18 protein-coding genes and 1 tRNA gene are annotated in these 15,123 nt (G+C 56.1%); 13 read left to right on the top strand and 6 right to left on the bottom strand.

Going from position 1 to position 15,123, the window contains the following annotated elements:
* Positions 1-164 precede the first annotated feature (164 nt).
* A protein-coding gene (locus tag ACX8ZY_RS12950) for an IS3 family transposase (protein ID WP_158132180.1) occupies positions 165-1,540 on the top strand; the annotation gives its coding sequence in 2 pieces (ribosomal slippage) (positions 165-633 and positions 633-1,540; 1,377 coding nt in all).
* A 105-nt stretch (positions 1,541-1,645) separates the two neighbouring features.
* Here the strand turns inward: ACX8ZY_RS12950 and ACX8ZY_RS12945 are convergent.
* Positions 1,646-1,882 carry a hypothetical protein gene (locus tag ACX8ZY_RS12945; RefSeq protein ID WP_223565690.1) on the bottom strand — a complete coding sequence of 79 codons (237 nt, stop codon included), beginning with the start codon at positions 1,880-1,882 and terminating at the stop codon, positions 1,646-1,648.
* A gap of 235 nt (positions 1,883-2,117) precedes the next feature.
* Here ACX8ZY_RS12945 and ACX8ZY_RS12940 point away from each other — a divergent pair.
* Positions 2,118-2,190, top strand: a tRNA-OTHER gene (locus ACX8ZY_RS12940).
* 178 nt (positions 2,191-2,368) lie between these two features.
* Positions 2,369-3,220 (top strand): substrate-binding domain-containing protein, encoded by an 852-nt coding sequence (locus ACX8ZY_RS12935; protein ID WP_158131852.1) that lies wholly within the window; start codon positions 2,369-2,371, stop codon positions 3,218-3,220.
* Between the two features lie 31 nt (positions 3,221-3,251).
* On the opposite strand, the gene ACX8ZY_RS12930 is transcribed toward ACX8ZY_RS12935, so the two are convergent.
* Positions 3,252-3,413: a hypothetical protein gene (locus tag ACX8ZY_RS12930; RefSeq protein ID WP_164973015.1), complete on the bottom strand. Its 162-nt coding sequence runs from the start codon at positions 3,411-3,413 to the stop codon at positions 3,252-3,254.
* Between the two features lie 193 nt (positions 3,414-3,606).
* Here ACX8ZY_RS12930 and ACX8ZY_RS12925 point away from each other — a divergent pair, with 193 nt between their 5' ends.
* Positions 3,607-3,807, top strand: coding sequence for a DUF6404 family protein (locus ACX8ZY_RS12925; protein ID WP_010246478.1), 201 nt, complete (start codon positions 3,607-3,609; stop codon positions 3,805-3,807).
* Positions 3,808-3,841: 34 nt separating this feature from the next.
* Here ACX8ZY_RS12925 and ACX8ZY_RS12920 read toward each other — a convergent pair whose 3' ends face one another.
* The 4 genes from ACX8ZY_RS12920 to ACX8ZY_RS12905 all read right to left on the bottom strand — a co-directional run bounded on the left by ACX8ZY_RS12920 (position 3,842) and on the right by ACX8ZY_RS12905 (position 7,434).
* The gene (locus ACX8ZY_RS12920) at positions 3,842-5,347 is read right to left on the bottom strand and encodes a SulP family inorganic anion transporter (RefSeq protein ID WP_022625901.1); all 1,506 of its coding nucleotides are present in this window, start codon (positions 5,345-5,347) and stop codon (positions 3,842-3,844) included.
* Positions 5,348-5,486: 139 nt separating this feature from the next.
* Positions 5,487-5,747 carry a biofilm/acid-resistance regulator YmgB/AriR gene (locus ACX8ZY_RS12915; protein WP_010246474.1) on the bottom strand — a complete coding sequence of 87 codons (261 nt, stop codon included), beginning with the start codon at positions 5,745-5,747 and terminating at the stop codon, positions 5,487-5,489.
* 389 nt (positions 5,748-6,136) lie between these two features.
* The gene (locus ACX8ZY_RS12910; protein ID WP_033779446.1) at positions 6,137-6,544 is read right to left on the bottom strand and encodes a DUF2000 domain-containing protein; all 408 of its coding nucleotides are present in this window, start codon (positions 6,542-6,544) and stop codon (positions 6,137-6,139) included.
* A 41-nt stretch (positions 6,545-6,585) separates the two neighbouring features.
* On the bottom strand, positions 6,586-7,434 hold the full coding sequence (locus ACX8ZY_RS12905; protein ID WP_421665027.1) for an AraC family transcriptional regulator: 849 nt from the start codon (positions 7,432-7,434) through the stop codon (positions 6,586-6,588).
* 145 nt (positions 7,435-7,579) lie between these two features.
* Between ACX8ZY_RS12905 and ACX8ZY_RS12900 the strand changes: the two genes are divergently transcribed.
* From ACX8ZY_RS12900 to ACX8ZY_RS12860, 9 genes are all read left to right on the top strand, one after another.
* A complete protein-coding gene (locus ACX8ZY_RS12900) occupies positions 7,580-8,011 on the top strand; it encodes a MarR family winged helix-turn-helix transcriptional regulator (RefSeq protein ID WP_010669811.1) in 432 nt (143 codons plus the stop codon).
* Positions 8,012-8,013: 2 nt separating this feature from the next.
* Positions 8,014-9,699: an MFS transporter gene (locus ACX8ZY_RS12895; RefSeq protein WP_033786583.1), complete on the top strand. Its 1,686-nt coding sequence runs from the start codon at positions 8,014-8,016 to the stop codon at positions 9,697-9,699.
* Positions 9,696-10,790 carry an HlyD family secretion protein gene (locus ACX8ZY_RS12890; RefSeq protein ID WP_010669812.1) on the top strand — a complete coding sequence of 365 codons (1,095 nt, stop codon included), beginning with the start codon at positions 9,696-9,698 and terminating at the stop codon, positions 10,788-10,790. The genes ACX8ZY_RS12895 and ACX8ZY_RS12890 overlap by 4 nt, the downstream gene beginning before the upstream one ends.
* Entirely contained in the window at positions 10,787-12,172 is a 1,386-nt protein-coding gene (locus ACX8ZY_RS12885; protein WP_421665026.1) for an efflux transporter outer membrane subunit, read from the top strand. Before ACX8ZY_RS12890 ends, ACX8ZY_RS12885 begins: the two co-directional genes overlap by 4 nt.
* A gap of 266 nt (positions 12,173-12,438) precedes the next feature.
* Positions 12,439-12,825, top strand: a complete 387-nt coding sequence (locus ACX8ZY_RS12880) for a hypothetical protein (RefSeq protein WP_010669813.1) — start codon at positions 12,439-12,441, stop codon at positions 12,823-12,825.
* A gap of 230 nt (positions 12,826-13,055) precedes the next feature.
* Complete coding sequence (locus ACX8ZY_RS12875) at positions 13,056-13,787, top strand: beta-ketoacyl synthase chain length factor (protein WP_179257001.1); 732 nt, start codon at positions 13,056-13,058, stop codon at positions 13,785-13,787.
* The gene (locus ACX8ZY_RS12870; RefSeq protein WP_022625895.1) at positions 13,780-14,580 is read left to right on the top strand and encodes a lysophospholipid acyltransferase family protein; all 801 of its coding nucleotides are present in this window, start codon (positions 13,780-13,782) and stop codon (positions 14,578-14,580) included. The genes ACX8ZY_RS12875 and ACX8ZY_RS12870 overlap by 8 nt, the downstream gene beginning before the upstream one ends.
* 13 nt (positions 14,581-14,593) lie before the next feature.
* Positions 14,594-14,851: a phosphopantetheine-binding protein gene (locus ACX8ZY_RS12865; RefSeq protein ID WP_010669816.1), complete on the top strand. Its 258-nt coding sequence runs from the start codon at positions 14,594-14,596 to the stop codon at positions 14,849-14,851.
* A gap of 16 nt (positions 14,852-14,867) precedes the next feature.
* Positions 14,868-15,122 (top strand): acyl carrier protein, encoded by a 255-nt coding sequence (locus ACX8ZY_RS12860; RefSeq protein WP_010246453.1) that lies wholly within the window; start codon positions 14,868-14,870, stop codon positions 15,120-15,122.
* The last annotated feature ends 1 nt before the right edge of the window (position 15,123 follow it).

The raw sequence follows: 15,123 nt of genomic DNA, 5'->3' as shown, positions 1-15,123 counted from the left end.
CTTTGAAATCCCTCGGCTGTAAGGCTGTGCGGGTTCAAGTCCCGCCCCGGGCACCATATTTCTGCCAAAGAAAATCTAATAAAATAAAAGCAATATGCAGTAATGTCGTAACCGCCCAAGTGAAGTGAACCCCGAAAGTTGGACACCCAACGATTAGGGGTTTTCTGTTTTATGGCCAGGAAAAGTTTACGCCAGAATTTAAGCAGCAGGTTGTTGTTCATTACCTCAACAGTGATGACGGTGCCAAAGCAACGGCCCGGCGTTTCGGCATTGATCATGGGGCAGTGCGAAGATGGACGGAACACTGGAAGGTCAGTGGTCAGGCCGGTTTCCTCATCAAAACCGCGCGTTACTCCGCTGCTTTCAAAGAATCCGTCGTCCGCTATATGTGGGATAACGCCGCTTCGTCCCGTAAGGCCGCTGCTGTATTTCAGATTGCTGCTGCCTGTACCGTCAGCCGCTGGGAGCGTCTTTATCGTGAGGGGGATATTCTGGCTCTTCAGGATAAGCCCCGAGGACGACCCGGAATGTCTGCAAAAAAATCCAAATCAGCCCCCGCCTCTGTCGGCCAGCGACCGAATTTTACGACCCCGGAAGAGGAGCTGGAGTATCTTCGCGCAGAGAACGCTTACCTAAAAAAGCTGCATGCCTTAATTCAGGAAAAGCAGTTGCAGACGCGGAAGACAAAACGCGGATAGTTTCTGTATTAAGGCCCCTGTATAAACTGTCATCTCTCCTGCATATCGCCGGTCTGGCGCGCAGCACGTTCTATTATCAGCTGAAAATCCGCTGTTGTGATGACCGCCACTCTTCAGTCAGCCAAAGAATAGTGTCCTTGTTCCATTACCATAAAGGACGCTACGGATATCGCCGTATTACGCTGGCCCTGCGCAATGAAGGGCATGTAATAAATCATAAAACGGTTCGTAAGCTCATGCGTAAACAACAGCTCTCTTCAAATCTAAGGGCTAAAAAGTACAATTCCTACAAGGGGATATACGGGAAGACAGCGCCAGATGTGCTGCAACGCGACTTCACTGCCGATAAGCCGAAGCAGAAGTGGGCGACGGACGTGACGGAGTTCAGGGTGGGGAGCAAAAAGCTGTACCTCTCTCCCGTTATGGATCTCTACAACCGCGAGATTATTGCCTGGAATATGTATGAGCATCCCGGCATCGGTCTCGTGGCAAAAATGCTGGATGATGCGCTGGACGGGCTGAGTACTGGCGATGGCCCGGTGCTTCACTCAGATCAGGGCTGGCAATATCAGATGGCTGTGTATCAGGAAAAGCTCTCTTCAAAAGGCCTGACGCAAAGTATGTCACGTAAAGGTAACTGTCTTGATAATGCTGTGATGGAGAATTTTTTTGGGATACTGAAATCAGAATGTTGGTACTGTGAAGAGTACCGTGATGTGGCTCAGTTAAGAGAAGCAGTGGATGAATACATCCATTATTACAACCATGAACGGATTAAAGCTAAATTAAATTCCCTGAGTCCGGTACAGTATCGGACTCAGGGAATATCAGCCGCCACATAATAAAGTGTCCAACAAATGGGGTTCACTTCACATGGGCGGTTTTTTTGTGCCTGCTCTCTGGCGGATACGGCGACTGCAACCTCCGTTTAGCGGTATAATCCGGCATCAGCCCCGGGAGCTGAATACCAGCTCATCATCAGTGTCACTCACCAGCACCATCCGTTGCGCCTCGCCGCTGGAAGAGACAAAGGTCACTTCATGGCCGATGCTGATATCATCAAAGGCGTCGGTCGGCTGTGACTGCTTCCGGATCTCCAGCACCATCCGCGAGGGATAGGGTTTATCATTGACCGTATCAATATGATAATTGGCGGTAAAATTCAGTTCGGGTTGATCAACCACGTAAAATTGTCCTGACGGCATAGTCTTGACCTCTGCAAAATGTTGGCCATAAGTCCCGGTCGGAACAGGCTGCCTGAAACTTAAGGTTAGCTGAATAATCAATGCCTACAGGCAGCAGCACCTCTTTTTTGATTTCATACGACGGTTGCAAAAATACCTGCCGCTTGCGCTTGCCTGGTCAGAGAGTCGTACTACGCTTCTTGTTCACATAGCGCGGCTTTTCCAGGCACGCCATTCGGGCATGGTATAAAGGTATTACTGCAACTCTTAACGGGTTGACGATGCGGGTTCAACTCCTGCTGCCCGGTCCCTCTCCTGCATCTACGTTAACGCCAGCCTGGCCCTTTTGGGTTTCTGCCGATCCATCCCAATTACATCCGATTTCACTCATTTTTGCGGCCTGTGTCGAACTCTGTAACCTGTTGAAACGTTGTGGTTTACCGTATTGTGGTGACTATTGTTTGCCGTCGCAGAGAATTAATGCCAATGATTACACCTTTTACACCTGACTTAACTGAACCGGCGGCCCCCCCGGTTATCGGTGTTGTCGCCAGCCAGTTGCTCAATCCGTATCAACAAAAAATGCTGGACGAAGTGATGCGCCAGCTTAACGCGCGCGGTGTTATCTCGGTGCTACTGAGTGCCGAAACCGACGTCACACTGACCACACTCATCCGGCAGGCTACACCACTCGGGCTGCGTGGTTTGCTGTTACTCCCCGGTAACCGCGTTACTGATGCCTGCAATTTGCCAGTGCTTCAGATTGACGCTGAGCCTGAACTGCAGGCGGATGCACTGCGGGCGGGTGAGGTGACAGCGGAATTATTGCTTAAACAGGGGCATCAGCGGTTTGGCTTTATGCAGGGTCAGCCAGGCGAACTGGCGCAAAAACAGGGCTATCGCGCCTCTCTGCTGGCGGCAGGCATGGCGCTGAACGCCGAACTGACTGTGGGGAGTGATGATCGCGACTGCGCTTATCAGGCGATGATGTCTTACCTGAAAAAGACACGTGCTGCTGAGCGTATCCAGGCACTCTTCTGTGAAAGCGATCTGATGGCCTTTGGTGCAATGCAGGCGATTCGGGATTTTGGTCAGGGTATCCATCTGGCAGTGGCAGGTTTTGGTGATAGTGAGGAAGCCCGTAGCTCAACCTGGCATCTTACCAGCTGGTCACCTGACATCCGGCAGATCGCTGGCCGCGCGCTGGATCGCTGGCTGGGACAGCAGGCAGGCAACAGCAGTGCTGAAGAGCAGGGGCAATTACAGCGGCGTCACTCTCACGCAGGCAAAGTGCTGCCGGGTGAGATGTCAGCCTGCGGCTGCGCCTTCCGGCATTAACCAGCCCGCAACGCAGGCTGGCAGAATAATGTCAGGCCTGCGGTTGTCCTGCCGGGCCGCTGCCGCCGGGTGCGCCCACCGGCTGCTGCCCGCCAGGTGGTGGCGGGGCATCTCTGCCCGGTTGCGGCGGTGCACAGGCCGTAAGCGTGGCGAGGATAGCCAGTGTGGATAACAGATAAGCAGTACGTTTCATCGTAATTCCCCGATCAGGTAAGCGGAACGTTGAGTATAGAGAATTGCAACAAAACCGCCCGGACAGGGCTAAATCATCAACACGCATGGCAAATTGTCGACGATTATTTGAGACGCCTCGCAACTCGTGCATGCTGGCAATGCGTTTCAGGCCGGAGCGCGCTAAGGTAGCGCTTCATTTAAGAGGAGTCGTTATGAATGGCATGATGAAGTTCGTCCGCGGGTGGCTGGTGTTCTCTGTACTGTGGGGCGTATTCATGTGGTTTATGTCATGGCAGCAGCAGGGCAAAGAGCCTGGTCTGGCGATTCTGACAAGTCTCTACGCCGGTTTAATCTACCAGGCGCTGATTACCATGGTTGGCCGCTACCGCGCGCGGCGGCAACAGGCTGAGTGAGTTCTGCTGCCGGAGAGGCAGCAGAAAGGCGTCTTTAGCCGAAATTACCGGTCAGGCGCTGATGGAAGTCCGTGCTGCGTGGGTCCAGCCCCTCAATGGTCACCTCTGCACCATAACGCTGATAGCGATACTCAATGCCATCCAGCGCCGCGACGCTGGACGCATCCCAGATCTGCGCGTGCGTTAAATCGATAGTGACCTTTTTAGGGTCATGGGCATAATCGAAATGCTCAAACAGATCGTTGCTGCTGGCGAAAAACAGCGGGCCGCGCACCACATAGCGCACCGACTCGCCATCTTCGCTCAGCTGACGCTCCGCATGAATAACGTGCGCAATACGGCGGGCAAACAGCAGCATAGCCAGGATTACCCCAGCCAGAACGCCCAGTGCCAGATTACCTGTCCAGACAGTCACCGCTACCGTCAGCACCATAATCAGCGTCTCTGACCACGGCATACGTTTCAGGGTAGCGGGTTGCAGGCTATGCCAGTTAACGGTTTTCACGGCCACCACCATCATGATCCCGGCCAGTACCACCATCGGGATTTGCGCCATAATCCGGCTCAGTCCGGTCACCAGTAACAGCAGCACCAGACCGGCGGCCACGGTGGAAACCCGGCTGCGCGCCCGGCCCAGTTCAACATTGACGATGGTCTGACCTATCATCGCGCACCCGGCGATACCACCATAAAAACCCGCCAGAATATTCGCCACGCCCAGGCCCCAGGATTCACGACGCTTACTGGAGGGGGTATCGGTCAGGTCATCGACCAGTTTGGCGGTCAGCAGCGACTCCATCAGCCCGACAAAGGCGATGCTCAGGGCCGTGGGCCAGATAATCTGCAGGGTCTGCAGGTTAAGTGGCACCAGCAGGCTGTTAAAACCGGGCAGACCGGGACTCATCGGCCCTTCATCGCCCACGTTCGGCATGCGATAGCCCATTAACAGCGCGACGGCAGTCACTACCACAATGGCAACCAGCGGTGAAGGAACACTTTTTATCAGACGCGGCAACAACAGCACGATAGCCAGTGTGACGGCAAAGAAGATCCACACCAGTGATGACTGTCCCCAGACGTGCGGCACCTGAGCAAAGAAAATCAGCACCCCGAGCGCATTCACAAATCCCAGCATCACCGAGCGGGGGATATACCGCATCATGCGCGCCAGGCCGGCCACACCAAACAGAATCTGAATGACGCCGCCCATCACCACCGCGGGCAGAATATATTCAACGCCATGCAGATGGACCATCGGCCCGATAACCAGCGCCACTGAACCCGCAGCCGCTGTTACCATCGCCGGACGTCCGCCCAGTATCGACAGGGTCAGGCAGAGCACCACCGAGGCGACGAGGCTGACTTTAGGGTCTACACCGGCAATAACGGAAAAGGAGATCACTTCAGGGATCAGCGCCAGCGCGGTAATCACCCCGGCCAGGCATTCGCGGGTCAGCAGCGCAGGCGAACGCAGAACGCGCCCTACACTGATATCGCCCGCCACAACGTCGGTTGCGGCAATATCATTGGTTTGAGTCATAAAGGATTGCAGGCTCTTTAGTTATTTTGCTCCCGCGCGAGGGGCGGGAAGATCAGGATAAACAGTGAGGGGCAGATAGTACCGGGCGACTGGCGAAGATACCAGAAAAAGGCGGATGACTCCCTCCGTGGAGTCGATGCTACAGTGAAAAATCGTCCGGGGTTTTATGGACCACCAGTTCAAGCAGCTGTCGGTAGATATCCAGTAATTCCCTGTCGCTTTCCAGCTCCAGCCGATGAATAAGCTTTGAGATAATCGCTTTATTGTTCACTGGCATGCCTGACTGCAAAATTTCTGCAACCAGGATACCCAGCATCTCCATCTCGCTGGCGGGTTTATTGGCGGCAGGATTAAAATAATCAGCAATTTCCTGATTGGTCCGGGGAAGAATATATTGCATGTGTAAGCCCTTCAGAACAGCCCGATTCCGGTTCGGATGTCAGGACAAAAGCGATCAAAAAAACCACCGCATGGACAGATGCGATGGTACCAGTGTCACAAATTGAACAGAAAAAATAACCTCTGAAGGTGGAAATCCACTGACACCTTCAGAGGCGACGCAAGTGCATCATTCGTTACAGAGTCGCATGACAACTCGTGGCAGTAAACTTATACAATGAAGCCCAATCTGTACAATCAGATTCTTTAACAAAGTGTGCTATTTGACACTTATCAGCAGCTTATAAGGACTATTCCGAAACGAAAGCTGTACAAGTAACCTGTACAAACGGCGGGGCCAAGGGGCGGGAGGGGAAAAAAGGAAGCCATGGCCAGCTTCCCGCAAAAAGATTAGCTGAATAGCGCCAGTTTTGCCGTCAGCTTTCGCAGGGCTTTTTTATCGCCGACGATGGCGACGCCCAGCAGACGCCACTGCTGACGCGGTTGCTGTCGCAGGATGGCGCTCAGCGCCTGATAATCGGTAGTGGTCTGGCCCTCTTCCGGAAACAGCACCAGATCGTATTCGGCCTGTTCGCACTGTTCCCGCAATGCACTGAGCTGTTCATCAGTCGCGGCCAGCACCGGAATCCCGGTGGTGATCAAACCGGGAGAAGGGCGCCTGTCAGCATCCTCCAGAGTGTCGCCAACCAGCGCCGGATGTCGCTGTCCCAGGGTTAATGCCATCACGGCGGCAGCATTGGTGGCTTTGCCAGGCGGCAGAGCGGCATTGAGTATCATTACACAGCGTGGGTCTTGCATTGCGCTTCTCCTGACTAAAAAAACGCATTGTGGCAAGTGGCTTAACCCAGGTCTGGAAGATTTGTGCAGGCGTGCTGATAACGGGAAGGGGTAAGCTGGCAGGCGCGTTTGAACCAGCGGCCCAGGTGACTCTGATCGGCGAAACCCAGCGCGGCTGCCACATCGGCGACGGGCTGGCCCTGCGCCAGCTGACGACGCGCCTGGCTCAGCCGCCACTGCACCAGCCAGGCGTGGGGCGGCAAACCCCAGTGAGCCTGGAACAGACGCGATAACCGGAAGCGATCCACCTGCAGGTGCTGCGCCATCTGCTCCAGGCCGGGATTATCCGCATGATGGGCAATCAGCCAGTCACGCGCCTGCAGTGCCAGCCGCGCATTTTTATCCGGGGGCTGAGCGGGCAGTGACCACTGCCGGTGCGGGATGAGCTGACTAAACATCCGGTCCAGCGCCGCCTCTTTGATGATGGCGGGATGGTTGTGCCACAGCGCATCAAACGCATGCCAGACGGCATAAGCCAGTGGACGCTCGTCGCGCAGCGTGGCGGCAAAACGTAGCTCACGCAGTGAGGGTTTATCAGCCAGCATCGGAGCCAGGTGCTGCGAAATCTGCTGCGGCGAAAGATAGAGCATCCGGTAGGTAAAACCGCTGTCGTTGATGGCATCACCGTCATGCAGTTCCTCCGGCTCCAGCATAAAGACCGTGCCTGGTCGGCTCTGATGCTGTTTGCGCCGTGAATGAAACTGCTGTACACCTTGCTCGGTCACGCCAATCAGATAACTGTCGTGCCAGTGAGGATCATAGGCGTGTCCGGTAAAATGGGCGCGTAGCGCCTCAATACCGCTGACGGCGTCACGGCGCAGATCGACCCAGTTTGCTGATGCCTGTTTCATGTTATCCGGCTCCCGGTTGCGGCCTCTGGACATTCTGCCGCGATCCACTAATTTTTAACAGACCGGACGCTTTTCATTGGCGTTTCGCTTTGCGTATAATAACGCCACCACTCAATTAGAACTCTTACTATTAGGCTGCTAACATTTGTCTCAGCACACGCGTACCTTTACCCACTTATTGCATCTGACCGCACATGCCTGGCGCCTGGCGGTGGATCGTCACCTTAAAGATAGCGGCTTAAGCATGAGCAGCTGGATGGCCATCGGGCTGATTGCCAGTGAGCCGCAACGCATGACCCAGACCGAGCTGGCACAGCTGCTGGGGCTGGAAGATGCCAGCATGGTACCGCTGGTGGATCGGCTGGTGAAACAGTCACTGCTGATGCGGGTACAGCCGCCAGAAGATCGACGTAAGCGTCACCTGGTGCTGACTGATAAGGGTAACGAAGCGTTCGCCAAAGTGAAAACCGAGGCTGACGCACTCCGTACTGAAATGCTGGCCGATATTGACCCTCAGGATCTGGCCGTGACCGAGCGCGTATTGCAACAACTCCTGAGCCGCATGGGAAGTATGTAGCAGTGGCAAAGCGAAATCCCTACGCTGCACGCGAGTGGTTGCCGCACGAAAAACCGATGCTGCCGGGATCGCCCTCGACGCCGCTGCATCCGATGCCAAAACGCCTGGCGTTTGGCCTGATCGGTTTACTTATTTCGCTGACCGGTGCGCTGAGTAACGCGCTGGTCACGGCGAATCTGGTCAACCTGCAGGGTACCTTTGGTGCCTGGTCGAATGAGATTGCCTGGCTGCCTGCGGTCTACGTGATGGGCAACATCTCTATTAACCTGCTGCTGGTGAAATTTCGCCAGCAGTTTGGCCTGCGTGTCTTTACCGAGGCGTTTCTGGTGCTGTATGTACTGGTGGCGTTTTTCCATCTCTTCGCCAACGATCTCAGTTCGGCAATCATTGTGCGCACCGCTCACGGTATGGTGGCTGCGGCGCTCAGCTCTCTGGGCATCTACTATCAGGTACAGGCCTGGCCTGCGAAACATCGCCTGAAAGCGCTGGTGATTGGCCTGACGGTATCGCAACTGGCTATCCCGCTGGCCCGCTTATTCTCTTCGGAATTGCTGCAGCTCAACGAGTGGCGCGGCCTCTATCTGTTTGAACTCGGCCTGGCGCTGATTGCGCTGGGCGGGGTACTGCTGGTGAAACTGCCACCGGGCGATCGCATCAAAACCTTTGAAAAGATGGATTTCGTCACCTTTATCCTGCTGGCACCCGGTATGGCGCTGCTGTGCGGCGTACTGACGCTGGGCCGTATTGAGTGGTGGTTTACCACGCCCTGGCTCGGTATCTGTACCGCGATCGCCCTGACGCTGATTGTCGCTGCGATTGTCATTGAGCATAACCGGCGCAACCCGCTGATCAATACCCGCTGGCTCAGCAGCGGCATGATGGTGCGGCTGGGCATTGTGATGATCATGATCCGTATCGTACTGGCGGAACAGAACACCGGTGCAATCGGCTTTCTGCAGCAGATTGGCTTGCAGAACGATCAGATGCGCGGTCTGGCGCTGGCGATCATGGCCGGGGTTATTGCGGGCATTGCCGCCAGTGCGCTGACTATCAAGCCCAATCATCTCAACTGGCCGATTGTCACCTCGCTGGTGGTGATGATTATCGCCTCGCTGATGGATGCGCAATCCAGTCCGCTGACCCGCGCCAGCAATATGTATTTCAGCCAGTTTCTGCTGGGCTTCAGCAGCGCCTTTTTCATGGCGCCCGCGATGCTGATGGGTATTGGCAGCGTGGTGACTCAGCCGAAAAATCTGGTGAGCTTTGTGGTGCTGTTTGGCATGAGTCAGAACCTCGGCGGGCTGATCGGTTCCGCTATTCTTGGCACGTTTCAGGTCTGGCGGGAAAAATATCACTCCAGCCTGCTGGGCGATCAGCTCTCACTGCTCGATCCCAACGTCACCGAACGGCTCAGTCAGTATAATGCGCTGTTTAATTCGCTGGTGGGTGACGACGTTCTGCGCGGCGCGCAGAGCACCAGCCAGTTACAGGTAATCGCCACGCTGCAGGCCAACGTGCTCGCCTATAACGACACCTACCTGTTAACTGCCTCGCTGGCACTGGTCACCCTGATGTGGGTGATCTGGCGTTTGACCCGTCGTCGATATCTTGACTGGCGTCAGGCGCAATTTAACCTGCGTGAGCAGCAACAGCTGGCCGCATTACAGGAATCAACGGAGAAACAATGAGTCAGCAGGATGAGCTTCAGGCGGCGGAACGCGAACGCGCGAATCGCCGCCGTATTCTTTCTATCGCCGCAGGCAGCGGCATTGTGGTGATTGGTGTACTGGTTATTCTTTATGCCTGGCAACTCTGGCCCTTCACCAGCGCAATACAAAGCACCGAGAATGCCTATGTGCGCGGTCAGGTGACCTTTATCAGCCCGCAGGTTAATGGCTATCTCACCTCAGTCGAAGTGATCGATCTGCAGCCGGTGAAAAAAGGGCAGTTGCTGATGACGATTGACGACCGTATCTATCGCCAGCGGGTGCATCAGGCGCAGGCGCAGCTGGCGATGAAGCAGGCGGCGCTGAACAATAACCTGCAGCAGCGTCGCAGCGCAGAAGCGACCATTCAGAGCAATAAAGCGGCACTGGAGAATGCCAAAGCACAGGCGCTGAAAAGCGGCTTCGATCTGAAGCGTGTCGAAAATCTCACGGCGGATGGATCCCTGTCAGTGCGTGAGCGCGACGCCGCCCGGGCCGCAGACGCCCAGGCGCAGGCACAGGTTCGTCAGGCTGCGGCGCAGATCGCCGTTGCCCAGCAGAATCTGCAAACCGTCATCGTTAACCGTGACGCGCTGAAAGGCGATGTCGACAGCGCCCGCGCCGCGCTGGAACTGGCGGAGATCGATCTGGCGAATACCCGGATTACCGCGCCCGATGATGGCCAGCTCGGCCAGCTGGCGGTGCGCACCGGCGCCTATGTCACGGCAGGTACGCGCCTGACCTCGGTGGTGCCTAATCACAAATGGATTATCGCGAATCTGAAAGAGACCCAGCTGGCAAATATTCGTCCTGGCCTGCCGGTGACGATTCGGGTCGATGCGCTGGATGGCAAACGCTTTACGGGTCAGGTTGAATTTATCTCTCCGGCCGCAGGCTCAGAGTTCAGCGCGATTTCGCCCGACAACGCCACCGGTAACTTCGTTAAAATTGCGCAGCGCATTCCGGTTCGCATCCGCATCAATGACCAGGATATGCATCAGTTACGCCCGGGTATGTCGGTCGAAGTCAACATCGACACCGCCGCACAACCCGCTGGTGAGGGTGCGCCATGATGCGGCGCGGCTTAATGGTAAGCGCACTGGCACTCCTTCTGACCGGCTGTGCCACGCAGGTTGAAAAGGCACCGGCCTCTCTGCCGATCCCCGACGCCTGGCGCAATAGTGTGGGGCCATCTGCTGCACCGGAGGCGGAGTGGTGGCGTGCTTTTCATGATGAAAATCTCAACCGGCTGGTGACGCAGGCGCTGCGCAATAATCCCGATATCCTCACGGCGCGATCCCGGGTTGACCAGTATCGCGCCCAGCTGCGCGCCACGCAGGGCGATAACTTTCCGACCCTGAGCGCCGGTGTGGCCGCGACCCGTGAGCGTACGCTCTCGTCAGTGACGGGCCAGCCCTATGAAACCGATATTTTTCAGGGCTTATTACAGGCGAACTACGAAGTCGATCTCTGGGGAGCACGCAGCAGCAGCATCACCGCATCGCAGGCGAGTCTAGCGGCGCAGCAGGCCGCTGCGTCTGCCGCCGAGCTGACCATCGCCAGTTCGGTGGCGTCAGGTTATCTCAACCTGTGCGCGCTGGATGAGCAGTTACGGGTCACGGAGGCAACGCTGGCGACCCGCAACAATTCGCTGAAGCTGGCACAGCGTCAGTTTGAAACCGGCTACACCTCCAGGCTGGAGTGGATGCAGGCCGCCTCGGAATATCAGTCGGCCAGAGCGCAGATGCCACAGTTGCAGCACCAGATCACCCAGCAGGAGAATGCGCTGAGCCTTCTGGTGGGTATGAACCCGCGCAGCATCGCCCGTCGTCAGCAGTTTGACCAGATTTCACCGCAGCGGATGCCGTCACTGCTGCCATCAGAGCTGCTCAATCGCCGTCCGGATATTGTGCAGGCTCAGCGCCAGTTACTGGCCGCAGATGCCAGCCTGGCATCGTCGCGCGCTAAGCTGCTGCCTGGGCTTAACCTCACCGCGACCGGCACCCTGCAGAGTTCGGTGCTGCACCAGCTCGCGGATGATCCGTTCCGGCTGTGGAGCGTGGGCGGCAGCATCCTGGCACCGCTGCTGAACCGTGAAGCGCTGACGGCGCAGGTGGATGTCTCAATGGCGACGCGAAATCAGGCACTTTATGGCTATGAAAAAGTGGTGCGCAACGCCTTCTCGGAAGTTAACGATGCAATAGACGCTATCAGGCAGCGTGAGGCACAACTTCAGGAGCTGCAAAAGCAGGAAGCCTATGTAACGGAGGCGCTGCGCATTGCCCGCAATCGCTATCAGAACGGCTATGCCTCCTATCTGGATGAACTGGATGCGCAGAGAACCCTGTTTTCAACGCAGCTGAATCGGGTGACTGTCAAAAATAACCTGCTGCTGGCGCAGATCGATCTCTACCGCGCGCTGGGCGGTGGCTGGACACCCGCCTCCACACAGTAATCCTCAGACCGATCCAGCCGCAGCCAGAGTTTCTGCGGCAGGGATCGGCCTCTGCGCTGTCGCGGCGACTGCGTATATTCCCCGCTTTAATCCCCCAAATAACCCCCTAAAACCCATGCATACTTCTGCTTACCTGTCTTTACATTCGGTGGTATCATGCGCGGGTTTTAAGCCAGCCAGACGGAAAAGCGCACTGAAAGGTTAACCTGCGCGAGACGGATTATCCGTTTAACTTACTGATATAAAAATAAAAGAAGGGATTCATCATGAATAAAAAAACTATTTGCACGCTGGCCGTGGTCGCTGCGTTATTAACCGGCTGCGCGCGCACTGCGCCGATTCATAACGTGAATCAAACGCTCACTCAGCGTTACAGCGACAACCAGATGAAACTGGCGATCATTGAAGCGGGTATTGGCCGGAAATGGGTGATGACTCCCGTTTCGCCTGGCGTGATCAATGGTCGTCTGGCCCAGCGTGATTTCGTGGCGACTATTCGCATCACGTATACCAGCCAGAACTACCGCATCGATTATGTCAGCAGTGAGAACCTGAAAGCGGAGCAGGGCGAGATCCACAATAACTACAACCGCTGGATTGCCAATCTCGATCAGGATATTCAGTTACGACTCTCTGCTCTTGCCGCTCAGTAATGCGTGCGCTGTCGCAATGATGTGTCGACAGACGATCAAAGCATAAAGATCTCCGGCAGCCGGCCGACAAATCAGATGAGCTGCTATTGCTGAACCACTGAGTAACCCTCTACCGTGAAGGCCTGATGCGGAATCGGCAGAGGGTTTACCGGACGCACTTTTTTTGCAGAGGGCCGGGATGACGCCCCGATGAACGCCGACGCCACACATATGACAAAAAGAGTGTTGAGATGAGACTCGCTTACTCACTGGTCGACTGGCAGGCTCTGGCTCCGGGATTACACGGGGGCGAGGGCTGGCAGCACTGGGCGCAACAGGGCACCGTCATAGACCCTAAAGAGGCGATGGCAAAGCCGCAATTTTTACCGATGATGACAGCACGTCGTCTGAGCGGCGGCAGTCGTGCGGCGGTAGAGTGTGGGCTGGCGCTGCTCGCGCGTCAGCAGGTTGACGCTATCGTGTTCACCAGTCGTCACGGTGAACTGGAACGTAATCTGCGTATCCTCACTACGCTGGCCGATCAGCAGTCAATGTCACCCACGGATTTTGCCATGTCGGTTCACAATTCGGCGGTCGGCAGCCTGACCATTGCAGCCAAAGCACCACTGGTCTCCACCTCAATCGCCGCCGGAGTCGACTCGTTTCAGCAGGGATTGATCGAAGTCAGCGCGCTGCATCAGGCGGGTTATCAGCAGGTACTGCTGGTCGATTTCGACGGCATCGTGCCTGACTACTATCTGCCGTGGCTGCCGGAACAGCGTGTGAACTTTCCCTATGCGGTGGCGCTGCTGCTGCGCCCGGGCGACCAGCTGTACTGCACTGGCCGTGCTGGCAGAGATGAGAGGGCAGAAACAGGGTTACCGCAGAGCCTGCGCTTTCTGCAGCAGTGGCTGGCGGAATCGCCCACCTTCAGCCTGCCGGGCGAACGCCTGACATGGCACTGGGAGAGACATCATGGCTGATTGTTCACAACCGGCGCACTACACCGGCAGCCGTATGAACTATTGCTGGCGGCTGGTGATGACGGCGGTGAGTTTTACGCTGTTTGGCATAGGCGGGCTGCTGCTGTCGCTGATTGGCTTCAACCTGCTGCTGCTGGTACAGCGCGATTCGCTGCGCCGCCGCCTGCTGGCCCGACGCGCTATCGCCTTTAGCTTCCGTTGCTTTCTGCGATTCTGCCGGATGACCGGGGTCTATGACTACCGGATTGAAGGCGCAGAGCTGCTGCAACAGGATCGCGGATGCCTGATTGTCGCCAATCATCCATCACTGATCGACTACGTGATGATCGCTTCGGTACTGCCAGAGATGGATTGTCTGGTTAAAGCCGATCTGCAAAAGAACCCCTTTATGCGTGGGGTGATCCGCGCCGCGGACTATCTGATCAACAGTGAAGCGGAGACGCTGTTGCCGGACAGCCAGCAGCGACTGGCGCGCGGCGACAATATCCTGATCTTTCCGGAAGGCACCCGCACCCGCTACGGTCATCCACTGACTCTGCAGCGCGGGGCAGCCAATATTGCGGTGCGCGCCGGATGCGATCTGCGTGTGGTTCACATCACCTGTAGCCAGCGTATGCTCGATAAACAGAGCCGCTGGTATCAGATTCCGCCGGTTAAACCACTGTTTACCGTGCGTGTACAAACGCGAATCGACAGTCAGTCGTTTTGTGAAAGCAATCCCGACGCGCAGCCGCTGGCCGCGCGTCGCCTGACCCGCCATTTACAGCAGGCGCTGGTCCCCCAGAACAGGTAAGACGAAAACCGGTATGGATTCATTAATTAACGATATCAAACAGATGATTATCGACACGCTGAACCTTGAAGATCTCAGTCCCGATGATATAGAGACCGACGCTGCACTGTTTGGCGACGGACTGGGGCTGGACTCGATTGATGCACTGGAACTTGGCCTGGCAGTGAAAAATCGCTACGGCGTGGCGCTGTCCGCTGAGAGTGAAACCCTGCGCGCCCACTTTTTCTCTGTTGCGACGCTGGCTGCGTTCGTCAACCAACAGCGCGGCTGAAAGCGGAGACAACCTTATGATGAACAAAGAACAGATCTATCAGGAAGTGGCTTCGCTGCTGACCAGCCTGTTTGAAATTGCGCCTGAGGATATCCATCCCGAGGCACGTCTGTATGAAGATCTCGAACTCGACAGCATTGATGCCGTCGATATGGTGGTTCATCTGCAAAAACGTACCGGCCGTAAAATTAAACCGGAAACTTTCCGCGCAGTGCGCACCGTGCAGGATGTGGTGGATGCCGTGGAACAACTGATGCGCGAAGACGCCTGAT

Source organism: Pantoea sp. XAF26B01_ASV70 (assembly GCF_054512635.1).
The sequence above is the reverse complement of the archived record's forward strand: the minus strand, read 5'-3'. Positions and strand labels throughout refer to the sequence as shown.

Excerpts from the sequence above, each read along its gene's own strand:
- ACX8ZY_RS12935 (WP_158131852.1), top strand. The coding sequence starts at position 2,369 with ATGATTACACCTTTTACACCTGACTTAACTGAACCGGCGGCCCCCCCG.
- ACX8ZY_RS12930 (WP_164973015.1), bottom strand. The coding sequence starts at position 3,413 with ATGAAACGTACTGCTTATCTGTTATCCACACTGGCTATCCTCGCCACG.
- ACX8ZY_RS12925 (WP_010246478.1), top strand. The coding sequence starts at position 3,607 with ATGAATGGCATGATGAAGTTCGTCCGCGGGTGGCTGGTGTTCTCTGTA.
- ACX8ZY_RS12920 (WP_022625901.1), bottom strand. The coding sequence starts at position 5,347 with ATGACTCAAACCAATGATATTGCCGCAACCGACGTTGTGGCGGGCGAT.
- ACX8ZY_RS12915 (WP_010246474.1), bottom strand. The coding sequence starts at position 5,747 with ATGCAATATATTCTTCCCCGGACCAATCAGGAAATTGCTGATTATTTT.
- ACX8ZY_RS12910 (WP_033779446.1), bottom strand. The coding sequence starts at position 6,544 with ATGCAAGACCCACGCTGTGTAATGATACTCAATGCCGCTCTGCCGCCT.
- ACX8ZY_RS12905 (WP_421665027.1), bottom strand. The coding sequence starts at position 7,434 with ATGAAACAGGCATCAGCAAACTGGGTCGATCTGCGCCGTGACGCCGTC.
- ACX8ZY_RS12890 (WP_010669812.1), top strand. The coding sequence starts at position 9,696 with ATGAGTCAGCAGGATGAGCTTCAGGCGGCGGAACGCGAACGCGCGAAT.
- ACX8ZY_RS12885 (WP_421665026.1), top strand. The coding sequence starts at position 10,787 with ATGATGCGGCGCGGCTTAATGGTAAGCGCACTGGCACTCCTTCTGACC.
- ACX8ZY_RS12880 (WP_010669813.1), top strand. The coding sequence starts at position 12,439 with ATGAATAAAAAAACTATTTGCACGCTGGCCGTGGTCGCTGCGTTATTA.
- ACX8ZY_RS12875 (WP_179257001.1), top strand. The coding sequence starts at position 13,056 with ATGAGACTCGCTTACTCACTGGTCGACTGGCAGGCTCTGGCTCCGGGA.
- ACX8ZY_RS12870 (WP_022625895.1), top strand. The coding sequence starts at position 13,780 with ATGGCTGATTGTTCACAACCGGCGCACTACACCGGCAGCCGTATGAAC.
- ACX8ZY_RS12865 (WP_010669816.1), top strand. The coding sequence starts at position 14,594 with ATGGATTCATTAATTAACGATATCAAACAGATGATTATCGACACGCTG.
- ACX8ZY_RS12860 (WP_010246453.1), top strand. The coding sequence starts at position 14,868 with ATGATGAACAAAGAACAGATCTATCAGGAAGTGGCTTCGCTGCTGACC.